General features: G+C 75.9%; 15 protein-coding genes and 1 pseudogene. 12 read left to right on the top strand and 4 right to left on the bottom strand.

Features of this window, described 5'->3' with window-relative positions; translation table 11 throughout:
* The first annotated feature begins 75 nt into the window (after positions 1-75).
* Complete coding sequence (locus R4Z62_RS13090; protein ID WP_491519891.1) at positions 76-291, top strand: DUF4287 domain-containing protein; 216 nt, start codon at positions 76-78, stop codon at positions 289-291.
* Between the two features lie 35 nt (positions 292-326).
* Positions 327-698: a holo-ACP synthase gene (locus R4Z62_RS13085; protein WP_018564833.1), complete on the top strand. Its 372-nt coding sequence runs from the start codon at positions 327-329 to the stop codon at positions 696-698.
* Between the two features lie 19 nt (positions 699-717).
* Here R4Z62_RS13085 and R4Z62_RS13080 read toward each other — a convergent pair whose 3' ends face one another.
* Positions 718-2,508: a PP2C family protein-serine/threonine phosphatase gene (locus tag R4Z62_RS13080; protein ID WP_491519890.1), complete on the bottom strand. Its 1,791-nt coding sequence runs from the start codon at positions 2,506-2,508 to the stop codon at positions 718-720.
* A 118-nt stretch (positions 2,509-2,626) separates the two neighbouring features.
* Between R4Z62_RS13080 and R4Z62_RS13075 the strand changes: the two genes are divergently transcribed.
* The 5 genes from R4Z62_RS13075 to R4Z62_RS13055 all read left to right on the top strand — a co-directional run bounded on the left by R4Z62_RS13075 (position 2,627) and on the right by R4Z62_RS13055 (position 7,669).
* Positions 2,627-4,081: an NAD(P)H-hydrate dehydratase gene (locus R4Z62_RS13075; RefSeq protein WP_355476262.1), complete on the top strand. Its 1,455-nt coding sequence runs from the start codon at positions 2,627-2,629 to the stop codon at positions 4,079-4,081.
* Between the two features lie 78 nt (positions 4,082-4,159).
* Positions 4,160-5,356, top strand: coding sequence for an alanine racemase (gene alr / locus R4Z62_RS13070; protein WP_064534670.1), 1,197 nt, complete (start codon positions 4,160-4,162; stop codon positions 5,354-5,356).
* Between the two features lie 111 nt (positions 5,357-5,467).
* Positions 5,468-6,754, top strand: a complete 1,287-nt coding sequence (locus R4Z62_RS13065; protein WP_491519889.1) for an alpha/beta fold hydrolase — start codon at positions 5,468-5,470, stop codon at positions 6,752-6,754.
* Positions 6,726-7,271, top strand: a complete 546-nt coding sequence (tsaE, locus tag R4Z62_RS13060) for a tRNA (adenosine(37)-N6)-threonylcarbamoyltransferase complex ATPase subunit type 1 TsaE (protein ID WP_064534674.1) — start codon at positions 6,726-6,728, stop codon at positions 7,269-7,271. Before R4Z62_RS13065 ends, tsaE begins: the two co-directional genes overlap by 29 nt.
* Before the next feature lie 215 nt (positions 7,272-7,486).
* Positions 7,487-7,669: a hypothetical protein gene (locus R4Z62_RS13055; RefSeq protein ID WP_355476255.1), complete on the top strand. Its 183-nt coding sequence runs from the start codon at positions 7,487-7,489 to the stop codon at positions 7,667-7,669.
* A gap of 2 nt (positions 7,670-7,671) precedes the next feature.
* On the opposite strand, the gene R4Z62_RS13050 is transcribed toward R4Z62_RS13055, so the two are convergent.
* Positions 7,672-8,235: a hypothetical protein gene (locus tag R4Z62_RS13050; RefSeq protein WP_355476253.1), complete on the bottom strand. Its 564-nt coding sequence runs from the start codon at positions 8,233-8,235 to the stop codon at positions 7,672-7,674.
* A 718-nt stretch (positions 8,236-8,953) separates the two neighbouring features.
* On the opposite strand from R4Z62_RS13050, the gene tsaB reads away from it, so the two are divergent.
* The 4 genes from tsaB to R4Z62_RS13030 are packed head-to-tail and all read left to right on the top strand — an operon-like array spanning position 8,954 to position 11,517.
* A complete protein-coding gene (gene tsaB, locus R4Z62_RS13045; protein WP_491519888.1) occupies positions 8,954-9,607 on the top strand; it encodes a tRNA (adenosine(37)-N6)-threonylcarbamoyltransferase complex dimerization subunit type 1 TsaB in 654 nt (217 codons plus the stop codon).
* 44 nt (positions 9,608-9,651) lie between these two features.
* On the top strand, positions 9,652-10,125 hold the full coding sequence (gene rimI / locus R4Z62_RS13040) for a ribosomal protein S18-alanine N-acetyltransferase (protein WP_355476378.1): 474 nt from the start codon (positions 9,652-9,654) through the stop codon (positions 10,123-10,125).
* Positions 10,118-11,254 (top strand): tRNA (adenosine(37)-N6)-threonylcarbamoyltransferase complex transferase subunit TsaD, encoded by a 1,137-nt coding sequence (gene tsaD, locus R4Z62_RS13035; RefSeq protein WP_491519887.1) that lies wholly within the window; start codon positions 10,118-10,120, stop codon positions 11,252-11,254. The genes rimI and tsaD overlap by 8 nt, the downstream gene beginning before the upstream one ends.
* Positions 11,251-11,517 carry a hypothetical protein gene (locus R4Z62_RS13030; protein ID WP_385497243.1) on the top strand — a complete coding sequence of 89 codons (267 nt, stop codon included), beginning with the start codon at positions 11,251-11,253 and terminating at the stop codon, positions 11,515-11,517. Before tsaD ends, R4Z62_RS13030 begins: the two co-directional genes overlap by 4 nt.
* Before the next feature lie 270 nt (positions 11,518-11,787).
* Here the strand turns inward: R4Z62_RS13030 and R4Z62_RS13025 are convergent.
* A pseudogene (locus R4Z62_RS13025) lies at positions 11,788-13,041 on the bottom strand (glycoside hydrolase family 3 C-terminal domain-containing protein); the annotation flags it as partial.
* A 246-nt stretch (positions 13,042-13,287) separates the two neighbouring features.
* Between R4Z62_RS13025 and R4Z62_RS13020 the strand changes: the two are divergent.
* A complete protein-coding gene (locus R4Z62_RS13020; protein ID WP_173860980.1) occupies positions 13,288-14,292 on the top strand; it encodes an LCP family protein in 1,005 nt (334 codons plus the stop codon).
* Positions 14,293-14,564: 272 nt separating this feature from the next.
* Here the strand turns inward: R4Z62_RS13020 and R4Z62_RS13015 are convergent, their stop codons facing one another.
* Positions 14,565-15,254 carry a TetR/AcrR family transcriptional regulator gene (locus R4Z62_RS13015; RefSeq protein ID WP_491519886.1) on the bottom strand — a complete coding sequence of 230 codons (690 nt, stop codon included), beginning with the start codon at positions 15,252-15,254 and terminating at the stop codon, positions 14,565-14,567.
* Positions 15,255-15,332 lie beyond the last annotated feature (78 nt).

Genomic DNA, 15,332 nt, shown 5'->3' with positions numbered 1-15,332 from the left:
TGCGCGGCGATGAGTTCCGGCGCCGTTGTCAGTCCTATGGGTGATAGTCGTACCGACCGACGAAAGGACCCCGCCATGACCGCCGCACCCGTCAAGGGCCCCGCCAGCTACTTCCCCTCCATCGAGAAGAAGTACGGCCGGCCGGTCGCCGAGTGGAAGGAACTGATCCGCTCCTCGCCGCTGGCCCGGCACATGGAACTGGTCGCCTGGCTCAAGACCGAGCACGGCCTCGGCCACGGCCATGCCAACGCCCTGGTGGCGCACACCCTGGCCGAGGACAGCGGCAAGTAGGGCTCCGGCGGGGCGAAGCCCCGTAGGGTCCCTCCATGAGCATCATCGGGGTCGGTATCGACGTGGCCGAGATCGACCGGTTCGCGGCGTCGCTGGAGCGGACGCCCGGACTGGTCGCCCGCCTCTTCGTGGAACGGGAACTGCTGCTGCCCAGCGGCGAGCGCCGGGGCATGGCCTCGCTCGCCGCCCGGTTCGCCGCCAAGGAGGCCGTGGCCAAGGCGCTCGGCGCCCCCGCCGGGCTGCTGTGGACGGACGCGGAGGTGTACGTCGAGGACAGCGGGCGGCCCCGGCTGCGGGTGAAGGGCTCGGTGGCGGCGCGCGCCGCCGAACTCGGCGTACGGTCCTGGCACCTCTCGCTCAGCCATGACGCGGGCGTGGCCTCCGCCGTCGTCGTCGCGGAGGGGTAGCCGGCGCCGCGACGGCGCGTCAGCCTTCTTTCCCCTCCCGCGCGTCCGGGTCCACCACGCGGAACGCCAGCACCGTCGCGTCGTCCTCCGCGTGCGGGCCGGTGAGACCGTCGACCAGGTCCCGCACGAAGGCGTCGAGCGCGTCGCGCCCCGGCGGGACGCCGCCCGCCGCGCCCCGCGCGACGGCCCGCAGCAGCCGCGCGGAGTCCCGGTCGAGGTCGGAGCCGCGGCGCTCGATCAGGCCGTCCGAGTAGAGCAGCACCACGTCCCCGGGGCGCAGCGGCGTCTCCGCCGCCGTGTACGTCTCCTCCGGCAGCACGCCCAGCGGCATGCCGGGGCCGCCCGGGGGCGGATCGAGCAGCCGGGGCTCGCCGTCGCGGACCAGGACCGGCACCGGATGGCCCGCGCAGGTCCAGCGCAGCAGCCGGGTGTCGGGGTGGTAGCGGGCGATGACCGCGGTGGCGGTGGACTCCTCGCCGTCGTCGCAGGCGACCGCGTTGAGCCAGCCGGTGAGCCGTTCCACCCACTCGCCCGTGTACGCGAGACCGGCCAGCGCGTACCGCAGCTTCGCCATCAGCGTGACGGCGGCCAGGCCGTGGCCGCGGGCGTCGCCGAGCGCGACGAGCAGCTTGCCCGAGGGCAGCACCCGGGTCTTGTACCAGTCGCCGCCGACCCGCGCGGCGCGCGCCTCGGGCCGGTAGACGGCCACCGCCTCCACGCCGTGCCGGGCCAGTTCCGCCGGGAAGCCGGGCAGTACGGCGTCGCGGAGCCGTTCGGCCACCTCGGCGACGGTGTCCGCGCGTTCCCGCTGGGCCTGGGCCTCCCGGGTCGCCCGCTCGGCCAGCGCGTGGCTGCGCCGGTCGGAGGTGGCGTCGTGCAGCACCGCGCGCACCGCCCACACCGGCCCCGAGGTGAGCCGTACCGGCTCGGCGACGAGATGGACGATCCGGTCGTCGGGACCGGTCAGGCGCAGGTCGCACTCCGCCACCGGCGCGCTCAGCAGGATGTCGTGGACGGCCCGGTACAGCGCGTCCAGGCTCCGCGGTGTCAGCCGCCGCCCCAGCTCCAGCAGGCCGGGCGGCGGCTCGCCGTCGGCCGCCCCGAGGACGTGCCCGAACCCGGAGGACACCTCGACGGCGCCGTCGCCCAGGCTCCACTCGGCCCAGCAGACCCCCACCAGGCGCTGCGCCTCCTGCGCCATCAGGGACTCGTGGCCGCGTTCCCAGCTGACCAGCAGCAGATCGTCCGCAGGCGTCACCCGCACCTCGCTGCTGACCCGGACGGTGAGCCCGTCCGGGCCCGGCAGCGGCCACTCGGCGGCCTCCGGGCCCTGCGGCCGGCCGGTGCGGCAGACCTCGTCGAGCAGCCGGGGCACGGCGGTGCCGGCCAGGGTGGGGAAGCGCTCGAACAGCGGTACCGGGCCGGACCAGGGCGCCAGCCCGCCGGGCGGCAGGATCCGGGCGGCGTACTCGCGGGCGGCCCGGTTCTGGCCCACGTAGAGGAACCGGTCGTGCGGGTTCAGCGCGCCGGGCAGGGGGCGGATCACCGTGACCGGGACCGGCAGCGAGTCGAGCAGGGTCCGCACGGCCTCGCCCACCGGCGCGGCGGCGGGGCGGGGGAGCGCGCCCGTGCCGGTGCCGCCGCCCTGGTCCCGCCCGGCGGCCCCGCACGCGCTCACATGCCTGCCGATCCGGAAGCGCTGCTCGGCCAGGAGCAGCTCCAGGGCCTGGAGGCGCTGCCGGCGCGCCGCGTCGTCACCGGGCGCCGCCCATGGGGGCGAGGCGCCGGAACCCGCCGGGTCCTCGGCCATGCGCCCGCCTCCCTCCGGGGTCCCGCCGTCGTGTCCGCCGGTGTACGCCGCGTCGCTCGTCACCGGGACCACCGGGTTCCCGTGCGGCACCGGACGTATGCGGGGCAGACTCGACGACATGCGTATCGCCCACAGCGTCGAGACGGTCAGAACAGCCGAGCGCGCCCTCATGGCGCGGCTGCCCGAGGGGGCGCTCATGCAGCGCGCCGCCGCCGGGCTCGCCGCCGCCTGCGCGGACCTGCTCGGGCGGGTGTACGGCCGCCGGGTGGTGCTGCTGGTGGGCAGCGGCGACAACGGCGGCGACGCGCTGTACGCGGGCGCCCGGCTGGCCCGCCGCGGCGCCGGGGTCACCGCGGTCGAACTCGCCCCCGGCCGCACCCATCCGGGCGGACTCGCGGCCCTGCGGCGCGCGGGCGGCACGGTCACCCGCGCGGACGCGGGACCGGCCGCGGTCGACCGGGCCGACCTGGTCGTCGACGGGATCGTGGGCATCGGCGGCAGGGGCGGGCTGCGCCCCGAGGCGGAACAGCTGGCCGGGCACGCGGCCCGCGCCCGTGCCGCCGTGGTCGCCGTCGACCTGCCCAGCGGGGTCGAGGCGGACAGCGGCGAGGTGCGCGGGGCGGCCGTCCGCGCCGACCTGACCGTCACCTTCGGCACGCACAAGCCGGGGCTGCTGGTCGACCCGGCCCGCGAGTACGCCGGTACGGTCCGGCTCGTCGACATCGGCCTGGGCGCCGAACTGCCCGCCGACCCCGAGCTGGAGGCGCTCCAGCACGCCGACGTGGCCGCGCTGCTGCCGCGCCCGGCCGCCGAGAGCGACAAGTACCGGCGGGGCGTGGTCGGGGTCGCCGCGGGCTCGGCCCGCTATCCGGGCGCGGCGGTGCTCGCGGTGTCGGGCGCGCTGCGCGGCGGGGCGGGCGCCGTACGGTACGTCGGCCCGGCCGGGGAGGCGGTGATCGCCCGGTTCCCGGAGACCCTGGTGTCCGACCGGGGGCCGCGCGAGGCGGGCCGGGTCCAGGCGTGGGTGGTGGGCCCGGGGGCCGGGGACGACGCGGCGACGGTGGCCGAGGTGCTGGCGTCACCGGTGCCCGTGCTGCTGGACGCGGACGGGCTGCGGCTGGCCGGCCGCGCCGCCGTACGGGACCGCGAGGCGCCCACCCTGATGACCCCGCACGCGGGCGAGGCCGCCGCCCTGCTGGGGGTGGCGCGCGAGGAGGTCGAGGCGGCCCGGCTGTCCGCCGTGCGGGAGCTGGCCGCCGCCTACCGGGCGACCGTGCTGCTGAAGGGCTCGACCACGCTCGTCGCCGGTCCGGACGGCGGTCCCGTCCGGGTCAACCCGACCGGCACCCCGTACCTCGCCACGGCCGGCAGCGGCGATGTGCTGTCCGGTCTCGCGGGCTCCCTGCTGGCGGCCGGGCTCTCCCCCCTGGACGCGGGCAGCGCGGGCGCCTACCTGCACGGACTCGCCGGCCGCTTCGCCTCGGCCGGCGCCCCCGCCGGCGCCCACGACGTCGCGGCCGCGATCCCGGACGCCTGGCGGGACGTACGGGACGTACCGGACGCACGGGGCTGAGGTGACCGCCCGCGGCCCGGACCCGGGGCCGCGGGACCTCCCGCCGCCCCGGAGGCCCTCTGAGAGACTGGGGGCGCGATGAACGAGACAGCACATCCGCGGACGGCCCCGTTGCGCGCCCGCGCCGAGATCGATCTGGCCGCTCTGCGGGCCAACGTGCGGACCCTGCGCGAGCGGGCGCCCGGCGCCGCCCTGATGGCCGTGGTCAAGTCCGACGCGTACGGCCACGGCGCCGTGCCGTGCGCCCGCGCGGCCGTCGCCGCCGGTGCCACCTGGCTCGGCACCGCCACGCCCGAGGAGGCGCTGGCGCTGCGCGCGGCCGGGCTCCCGCCCGAGCAGGTCCGGGTGATGTGCTGGCTGTGGACGCCGGGCGGCCCGTGGCGGGAGGCGATCGAGGCCGACGTGGACATGTCGGTGAGCGGGCTGTGGGCCATGGCGGAGGTGCGGGAGGCCGCGCGCGCCGCCGGACGGCCCGCCCGGGTGCAGCTGAAGGCCGACACCGGGCTCGGCCGCAACGGCTGCCAGCCCGCCGACTGGCCCGCGCTCGTCGCCGAGGCCCTGCGCGCCGAGGCCGAGGGCCTGGTCCGGATCACCGGACTGTGGTCCCACTTCGCCTGCGCCGACGAGCCGGGGCACCCCTCGATCGCCGCGCAGCTCGACCGGTTCCGCGAGATGACCGCGTACGCCGAGGCGCGGGGCGTGCGCCCCGAGGTGCGGCACATCGCCAACTCGCCCGCCACGCTCACCCTGCCGGAGACCCACTTCGACCTGGTCCGTACGGGCATCGCCGTCTACGGCCTCTCGCCCAGCCCCGAACTGGGCACCCCGGCCGACTTCGGGCTGCGCCCGGTGATGACCCTGTCCGCCTCCCTGGCCCTGGTGAAGCACGTGCCCGGCGGGCACGGCGTCAGCTACGGGCACCACTACGTCACCCCGGGCGAGACCACCCTCGGCCTGGTCCCCGTCGGCTACGCGGACGGCGTCCCGCGCCACGCCTCGGGCACCGGGCCGGTGCTGATCGGCGGCAAGTGGCGCACGGTCGCCGGCCGTATCGCCATGGACCAGTTCGCCGTCGACCTGGGCGGCGACGAACCGGAGACCGGGTCCGAGGCCGTGCTGTTCGGGCCGGGCGACCGGGGCGAGCCCACCGCCGAGGACTGGGCGCAGGCCGCAGGCACCATCGCGTACGAGATCGTCACACGCATCGGAACACGCGTCCCCCGCGTCCATCTCCACGAGACCCGCCCCCGAGGGGCGGCGGGCGAGCAGGAGTAGCGGCCGGAGGGGCGCGGTCCGGCCGGGGCGCCCAGGACACCCCGGCGGGACGCCCCGGGCGAGCAGAACACGGCACGGCACACGCCGGACCGTCACACGGAGGAGCGGTACGTGAGCGAGAGCAGTGCGGCTGCCGGCGCCTCGGGGGCGTTTGGCGGCTGGCGCAGGGCGACCGGTATCGCGGGCGCCGCGATAGGCGTGGTGGCGGCGGGCGCCGCCGCCACCGTCGCCGTCGAACGGATGACCGTGGGCCGGAACATGCGCAGGAAGGCCCGGCTCGCCCTGGACTCGGCGGGGCCGTACGGCTCGCTGCGCGGAACCCCGGGACGGGCGTACGCCGACGACGGCACCGAGCTGTACTACGAGATCGACGAGATCGCCGAGGCCGACAAGGCCGACAAGGCCGACAAGGCCGACGAGACCGACGACCTCGACCCGGCCGCCGAGGTGCTCTCCGAGCGCCGCCGCCGGCTCTTCGGGCTGAAGGCCCCCGCGCCCGTGACCGTCGTCTTCAGCCACGGCTACTGCCTCGGCCAGGACTCCTGGCACTTCCAGCGTGCCGCGCTGCGCGGGGTGGTCAGGTCCGTGTACTGGGACCAGCGCAGCCACGGCCGGTCCGGGCGGGGCGTGGCCCAGAGCCGGGACGGCGTGCCGCTCACCATCGACCAACTGGGCCGCGATCTGAAGGCCGTCCTCGACGCCGCCGCGCCCGAGGGCCCGGTCGTGCTGGTCGGGCACTCCATGGGCGGGATGACCGTGATGGCCCTGGCCGCCCAGTACCCGGAGCTGATCAGGGACCGGGTCGTCGCCACCGCCTTCGTGGGCACCTCCTCGGGGCGGCTGGGCGAGGTCAACTTCGGGCTGCCGCTGGCCGGGGTCAACGCGGTGCGGCGGGTGCTGCCCGGTGTGCTCAAGGCGCTCGGGCAGCGCGCGGAGCTGGTGGAGCGGGGGCGGCGGGCCACCGCCGACCTGTTCGCCGGGGTCATCAAGCGGTACTCCTTCGCCGGGCGGGACATCGACCCGGCCGTCGCCCGGTTCGCCGAGCGGATGATCGAGAGCACCCCCATCGACGTGGTCGCCGAGTTCTACCCGGCCTTCACCGACCACGACAAGACCGAGGCGCTGGCCCTCTTCGCCCGGCGGCCGGTGCTCGTGCTGGCCGGGGTGCAGGACCTGGTCACGCCCAGCGAGCACAGCGAGGCCATCGCGGATGTGCTGCCCGACGCCGAGCTGGTGCTGGTGCCGGACGCCGGGCACCTGGTGATGCTGGAGCACCCGGAGGTCGTCACCGACCGGCTCGCCGACCTGCTGACCCGGGCGGGCGCGGTCCCGGCAGGCGCTACCGTGGGTGAACATGGAAAGGCCAGCAATGCCAGCAGCACCGCACAGCGCGGCTGACCCCGTGTCCGTCGAGCTCACCCTCACCGCCGCCGAGCAGACGCGGGAGCTGGGCCGCCGGCTCGCCGGTCTGCTGCGCGCGGGCGACCTCGTGATGCTCAGCGGGGAGCTGGGTGCGGGCAAGACCACGCTGACCCGCGGACTCGGCGAGGGCCTGGGTGTGCGCGGCGCCGTCACCTCCCCGACCTTCGTGATCGCCCGGGTGCACCCGTCGCTCGGCGACGGGCCGCCGCTCGTCCACGTCGACGCGTACCGCCTGGGCGGCGGGCTCGACGAGATGGAGGACCTCGATCTGGACGTCTCGCTGCCGGACTCGGTGATCGTCGTCGAGTGGGGCGAGGGCAAGGTCGAGGAGCTGACCGAGGACCGCCTCCAGATCGCCATCCACCGCTCGACCGGGACGGCTTCCGAGGCCGGGGAGGCGGACGACGAGACGCGTCGGCTGACGGTGACCGGGATCGGCCCGCGCTGGTCGGCCGCGGATCTGAGCGTCCTCACCGCCCAGGACAGGTCCTAGCGGCTGCTCGGCGCCGAGGGAGCGGCTGTCCGTCACGACAGGGGCCGGCTTCCCCTCGCTCGTTGTTTCGCCCTACCCTCCGCCCTTCGTTCCACCCTTCGTTCCGACAGACTGTCGGCAAGCCTTGCGTCGCGGCTCCCGGGCGTGGTCACATGGTATCCAGCTCGTGGTTAGGTCTACCTAACTACGCCCGCCCCCGGCCCTAGGAGGCGTCCATGCCGGCTGCCGAGAACCCGCCCCGCCCGTACCCGGTCAAGCCGGTCACCGGGGTGAGCATGCGCGACCTGCTGGCCTCCTGCGCCGCGGCCGAGGCCGTCTCGCGCCCGCCGCGTGCCCCGGAGCCCGCCGAGGGACGCTCGGTCCCCCGTCCGGTGGAAGAGCAGCGGCGCGCGGCGTAGCCCTATCGGATGACGACGATCTTCTGGCCGATCGTCGCGAACATCCACATCGTCTCGCCGTCCGGCCGCGACTCGCGGATGCCGCCCGTCTGCACGGAACCGGACGTGTCCGCCTCGGGCGGCGTGCTGTCCACGGCCGCGCTGAAGCCGATCACGACCCCGTTGACACTCGCGAACCGGACGACGTGCTCGACGGGGACGCCGTCCGTGCCGGTGACCGCCTTGGAGCGCGAGGTGACCGCGTAGGTGCCCGGTGCCGGGTCCACGGTGCCCGGGACGACCTTGAAGCTGTTCTCCACCCGGCCGCCCGCGCCGACCAGCCAGACCCGGTCGTCGTCCACCGAGTACACGACCCGCTCGCCCGTGCCGGAGCCGGCCGGCAGGGCCGCCGGGTGGAGCCGGTCGCGGGGTGCCTTGCTGGCGCTCGCCGCGGCCGTCGCCGAGGCGCCCGGCCGGCCGGACAGGTCCGGCGGTACGTTCGCCTGCGCCCGGTAGGCGAGGAACCCGACCGTGACGACGGCGGCGGCGGTGAGCCCGGCCACGAATCCCGTGCTGCTCCTTGCCACGGTTGCCCACCTTTGTATCGGTTGCTGCACCACTCGCCTGTCTTGCGACGGTAGCAGCCGCAATGTTCCCCACCGGGGCGCCCGGCCCGCCACCAGGGGTCGTGTCGGCCCTGGGGCGGTGCGGGGGCGGTGCCGGTGCGGGGCGGGGTGGTGCCTGGGCGGTGCGGGCGGCGGTCCGGCCGGTGGGGCCTGTGCTGGTCCGGCCGGTGGGGAGTGGGGGCTGCGCCGGTTCTGCGTCGGCCCACCCGTGGCCCGCTCCACTTCGTGCCCCGGTCCTACGGCCCCCTGCCGGCTCGCTGTCTCCCTGGTCCCCCCGGGTCTCCCTGCCGGTCTGCCGTCCGGCCCCCGCTCGGGGCCGCCCGTCCAGTCCGCGCTTGGGTCTGCTGACTGGTCTCCTGCCTGGTCTGCTGCTCTGTTGCCGGGCCTTGCGCGCCGGTCCGGCGTCCGGCCTGCGGCGGGATCGTGCCCGGTCTGCCACGGGGACCGGCACGCTCCCGCCACGGGGCCCGGTCGGCCCGCTGCCCTGGTCAGCACCCGCGGCCCCCGGCTCGCGCCTCCACCGTCTGTCCGCCCGCGTCCCCGCCCAAGGCGCGGCACCGCCTCGCCGCCCTGCCTCCAGGCCCCGGCCCCCGGTGTCCCGCCCCCGCGCCCTGCCCTCTCCAGGCCCCCGTCCGCCCGCCGCGTCCCCCACCACTCCCCGGCGCCGTAGGCTGTTCGCGTGCTCTTGCTCGCTCTGGATACCGCCACCCCCGCCGTCACCGTCGCCCTGCACGACGGGGCGGCCGTCATCGCCTCGTCGAGTCAGGTCGACGCGCGCCGGCACGGGGAGCTGCTGCTTCCGGCCGTCGACCGGGTCCTGACCCAGGCCGGTGTCACGCTGGACGCCGTCACGGGCGTCGTGGCGGGCATCGGCCCCGGCCCCTACACCGGACTGCGCGTCGGTCTGATGACCGCCGACACCTTCGGGCTCGCGCTCGGCGTCCCCGTGCACGGCGTGTGCACGCTCGACGGGCTCGCCTACGCGGCCGACGTCCCCGGCCCCTTCGTAGTGGCCACCGACGCCCGCCGCAAGGAGGTCTACTGGGCGCGCTACGCCGACTCGCGCACCCGGCTGACCGATCCGGCCGTCGACCGGCCCGCCGACATCGCCGAGCAGGTCGCGGGCCTGCCCGCGGTCGGCGCCGGCGCGCTGCTCTACCCGGACACCTTCCCGAAGGCGCACGAGCCCGAGCACGTGTCGGCCGCCGCCCTCGCCTCGCTGGCCGCCGAGAAGCTGGCCGCCGGCGAGGAGCTGCCCGCCCCCCGCCCGCTGTATCTGCGCAGGCCGGACGCGCAGGTCCCCAAGAACTACAAGGTGGTCACCCCGAAGTGACCGGAGCGACGACGAACCGGGCCGCCGGGCACACGCTGCGCGAGATGCGCTGGTGGGACATCGACCCGGTGCTGGATCTCGAGAAGGAACTCTTCCCCGAGGACGCCTGGTCACGGGGCATGTTCTGGTCCGAGCTGGCGCACTCGCGCGGCCCGGAGGCCACCCGGCGCTATCTGGTGGCCGAGGCGGAGGGCCGCATCGTCGGCTACGCGGGGCTGGTCGCCTCCGGCGGCCAGGGCGACGTGCAGACCATCGCGGTCGCCCGCGACCTCTGGGGCAGCGGGCTCGGCGCCCGGCTGCTGACCGAGCTGCTGCGGGCCGCGACCGCCTTCGAGTGCACCGAGGTGATGCTGGAGTGCCGCGTGGACAACATCCGCGCGCAGAAGCTCTACGAGCGCTTCGGCTTCGCCCCCATCGGGGTCCGCAGGGGCTACTACCAGCCGGGGAACGTGGACGCCCTGGTGATGCGCCTGTCCGACCCCTCCGCCTCCGTACAAGGAACCGAGATCCATGGCTGACCCGCGCGACGAGCCTCTCGTCCTCGGTATCGAGACCTCCTGCGACGAGACCGGTGTCGGCGTCGTCCGCGGCACCACCCTGCTGGCGGACGCCGTCGCCTCCAGCGTCGACGAGCACGCCCGCTTCGGCGGTGTCGTGCCCGAGGTCGCCTCCCGCGCCCACCTGGAGGCGATGGTCCCCACCATCGACCGCGCGCTGAAGGAGGCCGGGGTGAGCGCCAGGGACCTGGACGGCATCGCGGTCACCGCGGGCCCGGGACTGGCCGGGGCGCTGCTGGTGGGCGTGTCGGCGGCGAAGGCGTACGCCTACGCGCTCGGCAAGCCGCTGTACGGCGTCAACCACCTCGCCTCGCACATCTGCGTGGACCAGCTGGAGCACGGCCCGCTGCCCGAGCCGACCATGGCGCTGCTGGTCTCCGGCGGCCACTCCTCGCTGCTGCTGTCCGCCGACATCACCTCCGACGTGCGGCCGCTGGGCGCGACGATCGACGACGCGGCGGGCGAGGCGTTCGACAAGGTCGCCCGCGTGCTGAACCTCGGCTTCCCGGGCGGCCCGGTCATCGACCGCTACGCGCGCGAGGGCGACCCGGCGGCCATCGCCTTCCCGCGCGGTCTGACCGGTCCGCGCGACGCCGCCTACGACTTCTCCTTCTCCGGGCTGAAGACGGCGGTGGCCCGCTGGATCGAGGCCAGGCGGGCGGCCGGTGAGGAGGTCCCGGTGCGGGACGTGGCGGCGTCCTTCCAGGAGGCGGTCGTGGACGTCCTCACCCGCAAGGCCGTGCGCGCCTGCAAGGACGCGGGCGTGGACCATCTGATGATCGGCGGCGGTGTGGCCGCCAACTCCCGGCTGCGCGCCCTCGCCCAGGAGCGCTGCGAGGCGGCCGGTGTCCGGCTGCGCGTGCCCCGCCCCAAGCTGTGCACGGACAACGGCGCGATGGTGGCGGCGCTCGGCGCCGAGATGGTCGCCCGCAACCGCGCGGCCTCCGACTGGGACCTGTCCGCGGACTCCTCCCTGCCGGTGACCGACCCGTACGTGCCGGGCACGTCCCAGCCGCACGGGCACGGCCATGGTCACGGGCACAGCCACGACCATGTGCACGAGGTCAGCAAGGAGAACCTGTACTCGTGACCGTCGCGCTGATGTGGGAGGCCCGCGCGGCCGAGGGCCGCGGCGGCGAACTCCTCGACTGGGCCCGGCGCCAGACGCTCCCTCAGGAGCCGCTGCGCCGCGAGACGTTCCGCGCCCCGCAGGACCGGGTGCTCGTCATCACCTGGTGGGACGCCGCCGGTCTCGGCGCCGATCTCCCGGAACTGCCCGAGCCCGCACCGGGGTTGGTGACCAGGGCCGTCCACCGCTGGCGCTTCGAGCGGGTCGAGGACGGGGCACGGTAGGCGAGTTGGCGTACCGCCCCGCGTCTACGCTATGATCATCACACAGCAAGCGGCCGGAAAACGGCCCGCGAGCAGTGCGTTGGTGGTCCAAGGAAAGACGCCCCGCTTCCTGCGGGGAGATGCAGGTGCAAGGCCGGCCCAGCGCTCGATCAGACCCCGTCCCGGTTCGTCCGGGGCGGGGTCTTGTGCTGTCGCTGTCCAGCGGCAGGGGCGGCGCCGTGTGCCGTACGGGTCCGGCCGGGACGCCGCGCACCGGCCGGACCCCGCCGCTCACTGCACCGCCGTCACCCGCGCCTCGCAGCGCAGCCGCCGGTCCGGGCCCACCTCCCGCACCGGGCCCGTCAGGGTCAGCCGGGCCGTGTGCCGCGCGTCCGTGCTGGAGGCGGCCAACCGCAGTTCCAGTGCGCCCGGTTCGACGATCCGGCGGCCGGTGCGGCCGGTGAAGGCCGACAGGTCGGCGTGGAAGCCGAACGTGACCCGGCGGGCCTCTCCGGGGGCCAGCTCCAGCCGCTGATAGCCGATCAGGCGGACATCGGGCCGGGCCACCGAGGCCACCGGGTCGTGCAGATAGAGCTGGACCACCTCGGCGCCCGCCCGGCCGCCCGTGTTGCGGACGGTCACCGACAGGTCGCACCCGCCGTCCGTGCCGATCGCCGCCACCTCGCCGTCGCCGCCGTCGCCGCCACCGACGGCGTCCGCCGTCCAGGCGAACGTCGTGTACGAGCGGCCGTGCCCGAACGGGTACAGCGGGGTCGGGTCCAGGCTGCTCACCTCGCCGGCCAGGCCCAGCGGCGGCTGAAGATAGGTCCAGGGCTGGCCGCCGGGACCGCGCGGCACGCTCACCGGGAGGCGGCCGGACGGGTTGACCCGGCCCGACAGCACGCCCGCCACCGCGGGGCCGCCCTCCTCGCCGGGGAAGAACGCCTGCACGACGGCGCCCAGCCGGCCCGCCCAGCGGCCCAGCGCGCAGGGGCGGCCGGTGAGCAGCACCAGGACGACGGGCACCCCCGTGGCGACCAGCGCGTCCAGCAGCGCGCCCTGCGCGCCCTGCGCGCCGGGCAGCGCGAGGTCCGCCACGTCGCAGCCCTCGCCGGAGGTGCCGCGCCCGAACAGGCCCGAGCGGTCGCCCAGCACGGCCACGCACACCTCGGCCTGCGCCGCGCGGGCCACGGCCGCCGCGAAGCCGGTGGTGTCCGGGTCCGCGACGCCGCAGCCCTCGGTGAACGTCAGCCGGGCGTCCGGCAGTTCGCCGCGCAGCGCCTCCAGCAGGGTGGGGATCGCGATGCCCAGGGGCACCTCGGGGTGCTGGGCGCCGACGTGGGAGGGGAAGGAGTAGCAGCCGAGCATCGCCAGGGCGTCGTCCGCGCGCGGGCCGACCACGGCGATCCGGGCGGCGGGGGACAGGGGCAGCAGGCCGCCGGGGTTGTCGAGGAGCACCACCGACTCCTCGGCCAGGCGGCGGGCCACGGCGCGGTTCTCCGGCGGGTCCAGGTCGACGGGTCCGGCGGGCGGCTCCGGGTCCCAGCCGGCGAAACTTTCGGAGGGGGTGGCGAGGAGCGGGTGTGGAACGGGCGAGGAGTGGGCGAGGAGTGGTTGAAGATGAGATTTTCCCGAGAAAGACGTCGTGGTGACGACTTCCTGACATCCCGCTCATAATTCGGACGTACGTTCCTGCCTGTGAGGGGACACACGGCGGGGAACGCGGCGGAGCCCGCTCCGGAGACGGGGCACACGGCTGAGGACGCCGGGGGACGCAGGGGGAGGCGGCGCCTGCGGGCCGCCGCGCTGGTGCTGGCCGGGGTCGTGGTGCTGGGTACGGCCACCGCGGGCTGGGCCTACTGGCATCTGAACCAGAACATCACCGGCGTCGACATCGACGGCGCGCTCGGCGACGACCGCCCGGCACGCCCGGCCGCCGGCCCCGCGGAACCGGCCGCGTCCGGCGCCCCGGCCACCGCGCCGCCCCTGCCGAGCGGCGCCCTCAACCTGCTCGTCCTCGGCTCCGACTCGCGCAGCGGCGCCAACCGGGCGCTGGGCGGGGGCGACAGCGAGGGTGCCCGCTCCGACACGGCGATGGTGGTGCACATCGACGCGGGCCGTACCTCGGCCACCGTGGTGAGCATCCCGCGCGACACGCTGGTGACCCGGCCGTCCTGCCCGCTGGCCTCGGGCGGCTCCACGGCACCGGCGTACCAGGCGATGTTCAACACCGCCTACGAGGTGGGCGGTCCGGTGTGCGCGGTCAAGACGGTGGAGGCCATGACCGGCGTCCGCATGGACCACTACCTGGAGCTGGACTTCACCGGCTTCGCGAAGCTGGTCGACGCCCTCGGCGGGGTCACCGTCACCACGGACCAGGACATCGACGACGACCAGAGCCATCTGCACCTGAAGGCGGGCACCCACCGGCTCGACGGCACCCGGGCCCTCGCCCTGGCCCGCACCCGGCACGGCATCGGCGACGGCAGCGACCTGGGCCGCATAGGGCTCCAGCAGCAGTTGGTGACCGCGCTGCTGAAGGAGGTCTCCAGCACCGGCCTGCTCACCGACCCGGCCCGCCTCTACCGCGTCGCGGACGCGGTCACCGGCAGCCTCACCACGGACACCGGCCTGGACTCGCTCCCCGAACTGATGCGGCTCGGCCAGAGCCTGAAGGGCCTGCCCGACGGCAAGGTCCGCACCGTGATGATGCCGGTGGTGCAGGCCCCCTCCGACCACAACCGGGTGGTGGCGAAGGAACCGGCGGCCGACGAACTGTGGGCCTCGCTGCGCTGAGACGACGGCGCCGGGCAGGGGGCGGTTCGTACCCGGCCCTGGGCGGTTCGGGCCCGGCCCCGCGCCCCCGGCCGGCGCCGGCCGGCCCGCGCCCGCCTGCCCCGCGCCCCACGGCGCCCTCCTCGCGGCGAGCGGCCCGCACCCGGACCTGCCCGCACCCGGCCCGTGCCCCGCGGTGAGCGTCCCGCGTCCCGCGCCCCACGGCCCCGCGCCGAGTGGCCTGCCCCCGGCGCTGTGCGCCCCGCGCCCTGTCCTCCGGCCCCGCGTCCGGTTCAGTCCCGTCGGCCCTGCGCCAGCAGTCCGTCCACCACCGCCGCGAGCTGGCCTGCCACGTCGTAGTCCGCGGTGGCCAGGTCCTCCCAGCGCTCGGACAGGGCGGTCAGCCGCGGGTAGCGGTCGGCGTCCTCGGGGGTCAGGAGGGTGGGGAACAGGTCCGGCCGGTCCGGGTCGGCGCCGCGCCGGGCGGCGGCGCGGCGGAAGACCAGGTCGCCGTGGACGACGTACCACAGGGTGCGGTAGGCGAACACGGCCTGCTCCTGTGTCAGGCCGCAGGCCATCGCGGAGTCGACGATCTCCTCGGGCATCCACAGGGCGTTCTTGTCCGTGACGTCCCCGAGGCTCAGCACGTCCACGACCCAGGGCATGCCGCTGAGCAGCGCGTGCATGTGCAGGGCGGTGGCCAGGACGCGGTCGCGCGGCGCGGCGGGGAGTTCGGGGCGCGGCACCGTGGCGGCCAGGCCGGCGACCGTGAGCATCAGCAGTTCCCGCTTGTCGCGCACATGGTGGTACAGCGCCATCGGGGTCGCGCCGACCTCCTTGGCGACCCGGCGCATGGACACCGCCTCGACGCCCTCCTCCTGGAGGATCCGCCGGGCCGCCGCCACGATCTGCCCGGCCTCGATCCGCCGCGGCCGCCCCGCCGCCCGTTTCGCTGTGCGCTCGCGCGCCTGGTTCTCCGCCACCCCCGCATTCTCCTCGTTCTCCCCGCCCGGCCCCCGGACCTCGGGGATCGCGCTTTTTTATACGCGTATAGTAACGTC

The organism is Streptomyces sp. PL-25, assembly GCF_058344915.1.
Note: the sequence above shows the minus strand (reverse complement) of the source record. Positions and strands in the feature narration are given on the sequence as shown.

Bases quoted from the DNA above. Each gene is read 5' to 3' on its own strand.
- R4Z62_RS13090 (WP_491519891.1), top strand. From the start codon at position 76: ATGACCGCCGCACCCGTCAAGGGCCCCGCCAGCTACTTCCCCTCCATC.
- R4Z62_RS13085 (WP_018564833.1), top strand. From the start codon at position 327: ATGAGCATCATCGGGGTCGGTATCGACGTGGCCGAGATCGACCGGTTC.
- R4Z62_RS13080 (WP_491519890.1), bottom strand. From the start codon at position 2,508: ATGGCCGAGGACCCGGCGGGTTCCGGCGCCTCGCCCCCATGGGCGGCG.
- R4Z62_RS13075 (WP_355476262.1), top strand. From the start codon at position 2,627: ATGCGTATCGCCCACAGCGTCGAGACGGTCAGAACAGCCGAGCGCGCC.
- alr (WP_064534670.1), top strand. From the start codon at position 4,160: ATGAACGAGACAGCACATCCGCGGACGGCCCCGTTGCGCGCCCGCGCC.
- tsaE (WP_064534674.1), top strand. From the start codon at position 6,726: ATGCCAGCAGCACCGCACAGCGCGGCTGACCCCGTGTCCGTCGAGCTC.
- R4Z62_RS13055 (WP_355476255.1), top strand. From the start codon at position 7,487: ATGCCGGCTGCCGAGAACCCGCCCCGCCCGTACCCGGTCAAGCCGGTC.
- rimI (WP_355476378.1), top strand. From the start codon at position 9,652: ATGCGCTGGTGGGACATCGACCCGGTGCTGGATCTCGAGAAGGAACTC.
- tsaD (WP_491519887.1), top strand. From the start codon at position 10,118: ATGGCTGACCCGCGCGACGAGCCTCTCGTCCTCGGTATCGAGACCTCC.